General features: G+C 41.8%; 10 protein-coding genes. 2 read left to right on the plus strand and 8 right to left on the minus strand.

What is annotated here, in order from left to right; translation table 11 throughout:
- The first annotated feature begins 66 nt into the window (after window positions 1–66).
- Together DW650_RS17245 and DW650_RS20800 are read left to right on the plus strand one after the other, a co-directional pair.
- Complete coding sequence (locus tag DW650_RS17245) at window positions 67–1,086, plus strand: LacI family DNA-binding transcriptional regulator (protein ID WP_118210639.1); 1,020 nt, start codon at window positions 67–69, stop codon at window positions 1,084–1,086.
- 72 nt (window positions 1,087–1,158) lie between these two features.
- Window positions 1,159–1,293, plus strand: a complete 135-nt coding sequence (locus DW650_RS20800) for a DUF6774 domain-containing protein (RefSeq protein ID WP_408639578.1) — start codon at window positions 1,159–1,161, stop codon at window positions 1,291–1,293.
- Window positions 1,294–1,440: 147 nt separating this feature from the next.
- Here DW650_RS20800 and DW650_RS17250 read toward each other — a convergent pair whose 3' ends face one another.
- The 8 genes from DW650_RS17250 to DW650_RS17290 all read right to left on the minus strand — a co-directional run.
- A complete protein-coding gene (locus tag DW650_RS17250; protein ID WP_118210640.1) occupies window positions 1,441–2,115 on the minus strand; it encodes a glycoside hydrolase family protein in 675 nt (224 codons plus the stop codon).
- Window positions 2,105–2,578, minus strand: a complete 474-nt coding sequence (locus DW650_RS17255; protein ID WP_118210641.1) for a phage holin family protein — start codon at window positions 2,576–2,578, stop codon at window positions 2,105–2,107. Before DW650_RS17255 ends, DW650_RS17250 begins: the two co-directional genes overlap by 11 nt.
- A gap of 79 nt (window positions 2,579–2,657) precedes the next feature.
- On the minus strand, window positions 2,658–4,997 hold the full coding sequence (locus tag DW650_RS17260; protein ID WP_118210642.1) for a tail fiber domain-containing protein: 2,340 nt from the start codon (window positions 4,995–4,997) through the stop codon (window positions 2,658–2,660).
- A complete protein-coding gene (locus DW650_RS17265; RefSeq protein ID WP_118210643.1) occupies window positions 4,990–5,190 on the minus strand; it encodes a hypothetical protein in 201 nt (66 codons plus the stop codon). Before DW650_RS17265 ends, DW650_RS17260 begins: the two co-directional genes overlap by 8 nt.
- The gene (locus tag DW650_RS20220) at window positions 5,187–7,907 is read right to left on the minus strand and encodes a tail fiber domain-containing protein (protein WP_243103009.1); all 2,721 of its coding nucleotides are present in this window, start codon (window positions 7,905–7,907) and stop codon (window positions 5,187–5,189) included. Before DW650_RS20220 ends, DW650_RS17265 begins: the two co-directional genes overlap by 4 nt.
- Window positions 7,904–8,323, minus strand: coding sequence for a DUF6711 family protein (locus DW650_RS17280; protein ID WP_118210644.1), 420 nt, complete (start codon window positions 8,321–8,323; stop codon window positions 7,904–7,906). The genes DW650_RS20220 and DW650_RS17280 overlap by 4 nt, the downstream gene beginning before the upstream one ends.
- 15 nt (window positions 8,324–8,338) lie before the next feature.
- Window positions 8,339–11,179 carry a hypothetical protein gene (locus tag DW650_RS17285; RefSeq protein WP_118210645.1) on the minus strand — a complete coding sequence of 947 codons (2,841 nt, stop codon included), beginning with the start codon at window positions 11,177–11,179 and terminating at the stop codon, window positions 8,339–8,341.
- A 16-nt stretch (window positions 11,180–11,195) separates the two neighbouring features.
- Window positions 11,196–11,536 (minus strand): Gp15 family bacteriophage protein (locus tag DW650_RS17290; protein WP_243103010.1); only part of this gene is annotated, 341 nt, incomplete at its 5' end.

An 11,536-nucleotide genomic window follows, 5' to 3' on the forward strand; every position in this document is an offset into this window, starting at 1 on the left:
CAACCTGTCTGTTTTTATGTTATCTTTATCTATATGAATTGATTGAAACGAAAAAGGGGTTTTTATATGGCTACCATGAAAGAAATTGCAGAACTATCCGGTGTTTCACGCGGCACTGTGGATCGTGTATTAAATCACCGCGGCATTGTCAATGCTGAGACAGAACGGAAAGTTTTAGAAATCGCAAAACTCTTAGACTATCAGCCAAACAAGGCTGGCATTGCGCTTGCTGCACAAAAGAAAAAAATAAAGATCGGTGTCCTGCTTTTTGGCGCTGAAAATCCGTTTTTTGACGAAGTCATGGATGGTCTCCACAAAAAACTCGAAGAGCTTTCTATCTACGGATGCGCTGTAATTGAACGCCGCATTTCTTTTGATCTGCAGATCCAGCTTGCGACGATTGACGATCTGGTAAAAGAAGATATTCACGGACTGATTCTCTCTCCCTATAATGACCCTGTCATACAGGAAAAAATAGATGCCCTCTGGGAGAATGGCATCCCCTGCATCACGATCAACACCGATATGCCGGATTCGAAACGCATCGCATATGTCGGCAGTGACTATCACAAATGTGGGCAGACTGCTGCAGGATTATTACATCTTTTTTCCGGGGATTATGCAAGTGTCGGAATCGTAACCGGCTCGCACAATGTACTCTGCCATGAAGAGCGTATCAGTGGTTTTACCTCGCATCTCCATGCAAAGCATCCGAATATCCGGATTGTGGATGTTGTAGAGAACAATGATGATGATTACCAGAGTTATGCGGTAGTTTCTGATCTTTTAGACCGCCATCCGGATCTGTCCGCACTCTATTTTACGGCAGCCGGTGTTTACGGCGGATGTCGTGCGGTTTTAAATGCCACCCTGCAGCGTCCTCTTAAAATCATTACATTTGATGCCGTCCCATCAACCTGTGAAATGATACAAAACGGCATAATCTCTGCAACGATCTGCCAGCAGCCGGACGAACAGGGTGCTTTATCACTCTCTCTTCTTATGGATTATCTGCTGACCGGGAAACTGCCGGAAAACCGTTGTATCTATATGGATCTGAGTATAAAAATAGCTGAAAATCTTTAAGCCACAGGGCTACTTTGTTATCTCATTTTAAAATTCAAAGATTCTTTCAACCATTGCCTGCCAGCTTGCTGACTGCCGGATGATGATCTTGCTATCCTCGCTGCTGATCTGGTTGTGTTCAGTGACATGCTGGCAAATATCGCTGCAAGAAATGCAACACGAATTAAAAAAAGTGCCGCAAATACGGCACTTTACGAGTGGACCTGACGGGAGTCGAACCCATTAAATTAAGACTCATAATGTCAGCATTTGCGCCACTTTGAACTTTTCATGACAAATTTCATGACAAAATTTGTTTTACCACTTTATCACTCAATATAGACCTTACCATCCACTCCCGCAGTGATCAATCTTTTATAACGACTCTAACCCTGTTTTCCACGAGTTCTTTCCAACAATTCCATCCGCCGTCAGTCCGTGGTTCTTCTGCCAGGTCTTTGTCACACTCTCCGTTCCACTGCCAAAAATGCCGTCCGGTGTCGTACCGATGATGATCTGCCATACCTTTACTGCGTTGCCTTTACTGCCTTTTTTAATTGTCTTCATGTTATAGTCCTCACTTTCCTTTACTGCAGTTGCACCAGTGCAATCCTCTACTTTCTTATTATAGAGAGCCGCTTCGGCTTTTCTTCTTCTCTGTAATCCCGGCAATGTTTTACCCGCGGCTTTACAATACTGCTGCATTGCTGATGTAATCTGATTAATATTTCTTCCAACACACAGCTTTTTCACATTTCCCTGTCCCAGGTTAAAAGCAAAGCTGACCAGTGCATCAAACTGATTCTGGTTGAGCTGCTCTGTAAACGGAACATAAGACGGATTATTAATGTACTTTTCAAACTTTGCTATGTCCTGCTTTAAAAATGCATCTGCCTGTGCCTGTGAGATCTTCATCCCTTTATATACTCCGGCAGTGTGACCGTACCCGATCGTCCACACACCTGCAGAACACTGATAGGCTGTAAGTCGGCAGCCCTCAAACTCCATGATGAGCTTAAGACCTGCCTGTCCGATTTTTCTATTTGCCATTAACTTCTACCTCGCTTTCTTTAATCTCTGTTTTGCTGTCTAACAATTTCTGTGTAATATCCAGTCCTGCAATTAAAAACTGTGGCACATTCACATTCATCTCTACCAAATTTTCCAAGATGCTCCGGATTTCATTTATCAAATATGTAGCAAGGGTAAACCATCCAAACAGCAGTACAAATTCAAGCTGCACGCCTATGACCTCGCCCATTGTTATAAAACAATTCGATATGAAAAAGGCAAGTCCGATCACCACCCAGTACCACACCTTTTTAAAGATGCCCTTTGCACCGATGGCGCTCGACTCATTCTTTTTATAGAATCTTGCCTTACAGTACCCGGTTGCATAGTCGATCACATTTAGGATCAGGAATCCGGCAAATAAAAACCAGTACTCGCCGAATAGTGCCGCCCCGATTGTTGCGATCAATCCATAGATCATGTTGATTTTGTCAAATTTCATAAAATTTTCCTCTCTTTCTGCCCGAAGGCTTGTTATTTAAAAGAGCCGGCTACACAACACGCGGTCATGTAATCGGCTCTTAGACTCTTGATTTTTTTAATTCTGCAATATCCTGCTGCATCAATTTAATCTGATCTCTCATCTCTGCATTTTCTTTTTCTAATATTTCCACACGGTTCCAAAGTTTCTGCACCATGTAAACAGTTAGAAAGATAAATTCCTGATACCGCAATGCGTAATCATAAATGATATTTCCATCTTCGTCTTTACATGGAATTTTTGAAGATTCTACAGGTGTTCCGTCATCATTATATTCCCGATAATCATACCGAATATCCTTACAAAATCCTGCAAACTCCTCTGCCGACATTCCAAGCTCATGCATGGCATCTTCGACATCCTGCGAGATAGCACCAATATGTACACGGTCGCCATCGTTAAAAATAAATGACTTCGGTTTTAATTTTAAAAACAGCTGCTCATACGCTTCCGTTAAATCGATAATATTATGTTTTTTTGTACGATCAGAGGTATTAATAGCGCCTGTTTTCGAAAAAACAGTTGTCCATAATTTATTTTTTGTTCCGCATGACATCTGGTTCGATACATTCGGACAAATGAATGCTCCAGATATATCTAATTGATACCCCGCTCCATGAAGAAACGTCGGAGTTGTATCATTCCCGACATGGCAGTTATTGTTCTTATTTAATCCCAGAATGTCAAGAATTGTTCCGTTTGTATGTGTTCCATGGATATATTTTCCAGATTCAATATTTAAACTTCCCGTTAACGTTCCGCCTGACAACGGAAGATATCCTTTTAATGCGTTGGCAACTGCTGTTATTCTGTTATCAAGCGTCGCATCTCCATTTGCAATGTTTTTTGATAATTTTGTCGTCACATTTTCGTCTCCGCTGATAAGATTCTGCATAATACCAGAATATATAGAATCAACTTCACTTTCTGTATAATATCGTTCATCATGCGTATGGCTGGATGGTGCGTATGTACTCGGTTTACCTGTCACGTCAGACCATGGGATTTTTCCGGTAAATGCAACTTCTTTCAGATCAGAAAACCACTTTACAATCTTTCCGAACAGAGTCGCATGGGATTCACTGCTTTTGAGATTTTCTCTTGCGGATGCTGCCGTAAATGCTGTGGTATTCTCTGCTGTATCTCCCCCGGTTGACACTGCGCCAACATCTTTTGCCGTAAGCACTACATTTCCACGACGAAAAGAATCTTCGTTGACACCTTTAATTCCAGTTACCGGAGTTCCGGCAAGCACGTCCCACTTTTCATCTGATGTTTTATAAATATTGGCACCGGCAGGAATTACATTCCCTGCTCCCTCTTTAAAGTCATCCGTGGTGGTAAATTCGTCTGAAATATTGAACATCCACCCTGTGCTAACATCCGCAAGTGCCGGAAGATCTGCAAATGCAACTGTTCCGTGTGGCTGCAATCCACCTTTAATAGCTTCGGATACATCTTTTGCCTGCTGATAGTAATACTTGGCATTGTCAGAATCCTCGCCCTCTCTGCTTCCTGTACCACCAACAGCATAACTCTGTGCCTTGGTTGCACTTTCTTCTGCAGATTCCGCTTTACCGATGATCTCCGCAGCCTTTTGAGTTGCAATATCTGCTTTTTCGGCTGCTGTATCAGCTGACTGACTGGCGGACGATGCTTTCTCCGTGGCTGTGGCGGATGATTCACTGGCGGATGTCTCACTGACTTTTGCGTTGCTTTCGGATGCCGCTGCCGCCGTAGCTGACTTCGCTGCCGCTGTCTCGGACGCCTTGGCATTGTCCTCTGATTTTTTTGCAGCTGTTTCACTGGCTTTTGCGGCATCCTCACTTGCTTTGGCATTGGCTTCAGACGTTGCTGCCGCTTTCTGGCTCAATTCGGCTTTTGCCGCCTCAACCTTAATCTTGGCAAGATAATTTGGTTCTAAATGCTTTTCCTCAATGCTTCCCTCTTTCACGATTGCCGACACCTTGCCGGATGAATCGATATAAAATGCCACTGTATCAGAATCAAGAAATTCATACTGCGTAATCAATGCTGACAGATCTATGTACTGTTTTGTTCCATCAATCAGCGTCAGGATAATCTGCTGTGTAGTTGAATTGTATGTGAAGTTGACAGCGATCTTCTCCATCTGTGTATCGATTGCAATCTTAGAACCGTTCTTTTTTGTGATCGTAATGATTCCGGTCGATTCCTCAAAGGTCACGTCTGCAACAAGAGTTGCTACCTCTGCTTTTGTGGCTTTTGTGGTATCAAGAGTGATTACACGATCATCAATGACATCAATGGCACTATCCATTTTGTTGAGATTTCTTTCATTAAGCGGCGTTTCATCACTCGGATAATCCTCCCAATTAATATCACTATGCGCTTTATTCATGTTCCTCACTCTCCTTTTCCTTTGCAAGCTTCATTTGTTCCCGCTCTACTGTAACCTGCCTGTTTGCCTCTTCCTTGATTTGCTGCAGAATATCCTTAAACACCAGGTACTTAGCTTCGATTGGAACATCCTCGCACAAATTTACATAATTGATAATGTCATTTTCAAATTCACGAATTTTTACATTTATCATAAATTACTCACCTTTTCCTTTAACTGTTCTATCTCGTCATGCTGCAACTGCACTGTGGCAACCAGATCAGCGATCAGCTCTGTATAATTCAGTCCGTAATACTTTTCTCCGTTACCGTTTGAGAAAATTTGAGGGCAAATATTCCATCCTTCTTCCACACTTTCCAAAACATCCTGTGCTATAAAGCCATGATGAAATCCATCCTTTTCGAAATTATAACGATACGATTTTGCTCTTAAAGAATAAATAAACTCAGATGATTGCTTTTTGCTTAAATCTAAAATTGTGTTTTTTATTCTTTTGTCAGATCCATTAATTACTCCACCTCTGAATCCACCTACTCCGGTATCTCCGTCTAAATGGATCATCATGTGGTCATTATCGTTTGCGCCTTTATGCAATGAAACCTGATTATATTGAACCGTACATTTATGAACAGGACTTTCAAGCGTCCCTTCCACTGTTCGAAATCCATCCGTTCCCATCTGTACAAGTGTTCCACTGCGTTTAAATTCAATAAGGTTTTCTACAGACTCTTCCGTTTGAATATGCATATATCCCCCGGTCATTTCCATAGAACCTTTTAATTCAAGCAGTTTTGCTTTAATTTTGATACCCTCGGCTGACTGGTTGATTTCTGAAACAACACTATCTTTCGACACTTTGGAACTAATTTCATTTGCTGTCTGAGAAATAACACTGGACGCACTTACTGATAGCTTTTTGCATTTTATTGGTCCATTCCATTGATGTTTTATTATCGTTTGATTTCCATCAGGATTGTTCAGTACTACTTCAATACACTGATACAGATATCCATTTTGCTGATTTAAATAATACTTACCATTATATTTTTCGCTTGCCGGATATTTTTCATCTGGATCTGTATATCCCTGATAGCTAACCTTTTTCCCGCCGGTATCCCAAATTGTTTGCGAAGCTGTAACTTCCGAACGGATCTCTTTCGCAGTCTGCGTGATCTGTGATTTAAGCGAATCAGGGTTGCTACCATCCGTTGTTTCACTAACAAGACTTGTGATTCTGTCCCGTTCCACTTTGATGGATGCTTCCAATTTTTTTGAAACTTTTTGTAATTCAGCTACCTTTTTCCACGAGGTCCCGCCTGATAAATACAGATATCCTGTTTTCTGATCCAAATAATATTTGTTTTTATACTTATCGGCCGGATAAACTTTATTACCTTTTGAATCCAAAATTGAATCCGGCGCACCGTAGGATGTAATTGCTATCGTATACCCTGTCGTATCCCACACATCTTCCGAACCGGCAACCGTCATCTTTATTTCGCTGGCCGTCTGATTTATGGACGATTCCAGACCTTCTTTTGTGTTCTTCACTTCGGTCCGAATTGTATCGGCTGTCTGTGTGATCCGTGATATCAGTTGTTCTTCTTTATTCTCGATCGTGCTCTGTGTCTTTTCGATGGTTCGCTCCAACACATTGCTCTTGCCTTTGAGCTTTAAAATACTTTTCTGTATTCCGTTCGCCCCGTTTGTCCGGTACTCTTCCCCATCCGCTTCCAAATCATCACGCAAAGCCTGTATGCCTTTCAGAGTTCTTTTCAGAATATAGGACTCGATCAGTTCATATCTGGTCGGCAGCCGCACTGCATCCCCGACCTCAAGGCACGGATTTCCTTTGCAGTCTGCCGTAAACGGGCGATAAACAATCCCCCTGATCTTTGAAAGAACATTGTTTGCAATGCCTTTTAATTCTTTCGTTCCTTTACCATAGACAAGAAAATTATCCTCGATCACATAAGCATTGTCTCCAGTACCCACAATCACACCGATATCATTCTTCTGCTCCCGGATCTGTAACTTATTGATTGTTTTAACAAGAAAATCTTCATACTCAGCCGTTATATATAAATCCTTCCCGATACGGTTGCTTTTCGGATCTCTTGGGAACAAATCATCTGCCGGATAAAGATCGTTTCTCGGATAAAGTCCCTGTATCTCCTGTTCCAGATAAATATAATGAAACTTCCCGTCGCGCCCCATATGCCCCATACAGCCATTGATCTCACAAATACAGGACAACACTTCCTTGCCGCTCATAGATTCGCCTATGGTGCTCGATTCCTCTGTATCAGAACTTGTCTCGCTGGATGCCGTGACTGCAACTGTTTTTTCAATAGACATGCCGTCATTAACCAGTATAATGTCAGCCTGCTCAATCCCGAAGTGCTTAAAAAAGCTGTTCCGGAACTGTTTCATTGTGACCGGATCATAAACTGTAACAGTCGTTTTATTCCCGTCTTTGTCTGTCTGCTGCTCTTTATGGGATGGAAAGACAGTGTTGTACCATGCTGCCACATCTGCATTTAAAATGTCATAAAGGGCATCATATGCAACCACATCTCGGTATTTTCTGTCAGCAGTCGGTGTATCTGAATAACCTTTGAATCTTCCTATTAAAAAAGGCTGATCTGTGTGCCCGCCGATCGTCATTCTGGCGGTCAGCCATTTTCCTTTCATTGGAAGAAAAATATTTGAAACCTTGAATTTTACAGATCCGGCTTCAATGGCACCAAAAGTCAATTCAGACTGTGAACACAGGCTTTCCGTTAATTCAAACTCTTCCTCATGAAATTCAGTGTTTGTGATATGGATTTTTCCATCATCAGAAATAATCTCAAGCTGAATATCAACGCTATTCTGTTTAAATAAATCAGCATATTTAAAATCAATCATCCAATTACACCTCCATATCCGATAAATGCCAGCCGGAATGATCCATACTGGACTGTCCATTCATCTGCATAATCTATCTGATACTCCACGTCGGGCATATAGCAGTCCATCGTTACATAATTACCGATTTCCGGCATCCATGCGGTAACAAGCGATTTCTTTTCGATTGCATGGGAATATTGGGATCTGATACTGTCCATCAGCGGACGCAATGCAGCTTCGTCTATATCTCCCGGTGTTTCCCATTCCATTTTTATGGAAACGTTACTCAATGCCTCCCGGTGCAGTATCCCGTTCGCATCCCGGTAGGTATCAAGATCCTGCCCCTTGATACCGCATTTATACTTCTTTGCCTCTATATACCGGAAAGGAACTGTGTAATTGCCTACTTTTATTAAAAATCCGCTGTATGCCATTTATACGCTCCTCTCCTAAAAGTCAAATGCCGGACTTCCGGTTCTCCGGTAATAGTCGTTTGCCTCTTCCTTTACAATTTTGAAAATCTTTCCTTCGTCCGCTACGATCCGCACCGTCTGCACGCCTTTCATCTCACTTGCGATCATTTCTGCAAGCGGTTTCATGTAAGACAGGTTATTTTCGAGCGGAAGTACTGCTTCGCGTCCTGCTTCTCCGATGTTTGCGAGAGTGCTGCCGGTTGTGATACCACCATTGGCAAGACGTGGGATGGAAACATTGCTGATTGTCGGAATGCTTAACCCGAACTTATTTCCACCTATGATTGGTACCCAATCAGGAATATCCCATTGCAGTCCGTTCAAAGCACCTATCATCGTGTTTAAACCGTTTATCATTCCATTCGCCATTTTCTCTACGCCGCCAAGCATTGTATTGATAATATTTTTGACTCCGCCCCACATATTTTGAAAAATATTCTCCACCTTTTCTTTCATATTATTAAGTGTGGTAATGACGTTGTCTTTTACATCCGTAAATGATTTTTTCGTATTATCTTTGAATTTTTCAATGATATCACTCACTCTTTCCCACATACCTGTCAATCCAACTTTAAGTCCCTCGATGATATAATCGCCCATTTCTGCCATTACAGTCGATGGGGAATGGATGCCAAAAGCATTCTTGAATCCTTCGATAAATGGGTTAAAAATATTTTCTACAATCCATGTTCCAACATTTTTCAATGCATCCAGTATTCCGTTATAGAGTCCCTCGATTACATTTCCACCAGCCTCTTTAATGTAGTCATTGAAGTAATCCTTTACATTATCCCAAGCGCTTTCGAGTAAGTCCCAAATACTATCCTGTAACTCAATAGCGGCCTTTAATGCCTGGAAAAGAAGTTCTGCAACACTCTCCATTGCACTCGCCCAGTCAAATCCTTTCAATAAATCCGCTATGCTTTGCGCTATGTATGTTGGTATCCCGCTCCAATCAATCTCATCAATTACACCACTAAGAAAATCACATAATCCCGCCAGTGCGCTTGATAATGTATCTCCGATAACTCCCCAGTCAAGCGTTTCAAAAAATCCTCCAATGGCATCAATGATCCCCTGTCCCAAGGCTTTCCAGTCTGTATTTTTTATTATTTCATCCAAAAATGCGAGTAACCCTGTGACCGCAGTTCCGATCGTTTCTCCGAACTCCGTCCACTTGATATTCTGGATTGCATTTGACAATGCCTGTCCTACGCTCTGCCCCATTTTTCCCCAATCGAGTGTCGAAACAAATCCATATGCTGTATCAATAGCCGCATTCAAACCATTGCTGATCGTTGTCCCCAACAGACTCCAGTCCAAATTATCTACCAAACCGTTTATTCCAGTAGCCAGTCCGGATCCCAGTTTTGTCCAGTCAACTGTTTCTAAGAATGTATTCAAAAATATAAGTGCTGTATTAATTCCCTGCGCAAGTGTATATCCTAATAAATTCCAGTCAAATTCACTTACGAACCCATTTATCAACGTACCAATTCGTTTTCCTGTCTTTTCTGCTTCTGCCTGGATAGAATCCCACGGAATACTTTTCATTGCACTGTTGAGCTTATCTGCAATGATTTTTCCGAGTTCTGTCCAATCCTCACCGGATAGTATATCTTTTATCTTTTTAATATTGTCTGATATCGGCATATCTTCATATGACACACCTGCAGTTCCGTTTCCGCCGCCACTGCCAGAATCATTTGAACTGATAACATTCAGTTCATCAAATCCCTGTAATGCACCCTTCGCTTTCTTAGCGGCATTCGCAGTGCCATTTAAGGATTTTGCATAGTCTACCTGTTGGTTCTTCGCTTTACTCCATGTACCTTTTCCAGAAAGTGCAGAAAACAACTGATTTAAAAGGTTGACCGCTTTGGTAAGCCAGTTGCAGAGTGTTGTTAAAGCCGGTGCCAATGCACTGACAATCGGGACTGCTGCTGCACCGATCGCATTTTTTAAATTCGTTGCCGATGTTTTAAGTTCTGACATTTTCTGATTGAAGTCACCGGAATACTTTGCGTAATTCTGGATTCCCGACTTAATACTATCAATCATCGCCCGGAACGCTTTTGAAACCCACTGAAATACCAATATTGTTAGAGCAATTTTCTTTACTCGTTTACCAAATTTTTCAATCATTCCGCCTGATTTCTTGGTATGATTAAAAATACTATCGAAAACTCTTTTTGCAGCACTACCAACCGAAGATAAAGCACTTTTTGCTTTTCCGACCGTCGGAATCATGCCGGCAATCGCTGTCTTTGCCTTTTCAGCAGCTTTTTGTGTTTTGCTAAGACTCTGCTCGCCCGTGTTTCCGGCTCTGGTTTCTCTGTCCGCAGCTTCATTCATCCGCTGATTTAAAATCTCCATCTGACTATTTACATCTCTTAAACGCTCTGCTTTCTGCTGATATTCTATTGTGCTTTTTGGATCAACATAGGCGGTACCGGTATCTCTCATTGCCTGCAACTCTCCGTTGGCATACCGTATCGATTCCGATAATTGTTCTGCGTCATACTGCATATTTTTAAATGTACGACTATCTGTTTTACCGCCAACAGCTTTAAAACGTTCCATACGCTCTAATAATTTATCTAAAGCTGTATTGTCTTTATTAAGCTGATCTTGTACTTGCTGATACTCTTCTGTCGGAATCCTCATCTGTTCCATCTGCCGCATCTGATCGGTAAGACGCTGTGATTCCCGTGTCAATTTCTGAAACCTTGCTTCTAACTGCAACAGGCTGCTGGATGCATCTCCATTTTCAATTAATGTCCTTATTCTGATTTCTCCATCATATCCACCAGCCATATGCAATCCTCTCTTTCTAAGCTAATCCAAGTTCCTTTTCTGCTTTCTTCTTTGCTCTGATCTCTGCCATCATCTGATCGTATTCGTCAATCTTTGTTTTCTCATCCTCAGTATACTCTTTCTTTTCTTCCGGCTGTTCTAAGGCATACATTTCCTGTGCTTCCTTAATCGCCTGTCTCTCTTCTTTTCCCATCTTGGATGTGATTTTCTTCCTGCGGATCTCTATAACCTGTTGGAATGATGACTGTTTATAAGGCATATTCCAGAGCAGACCATTGAACATCCACCAGTGCATATCATCCAAGGAGAGATCAATCCCGTATATCTGCCGGAAGTCTGCATAAATACGCCACTGGT

This window comes from Roseburia sp. AM23-20 (genome assembly GCF_003470905.1).
GTDB classification, from domain to species: Bacteria; Bacillota; Clostridia; order Lachnospirales; family Lachnospiraceae; genus Roseburia; species Roseburia rectibacter.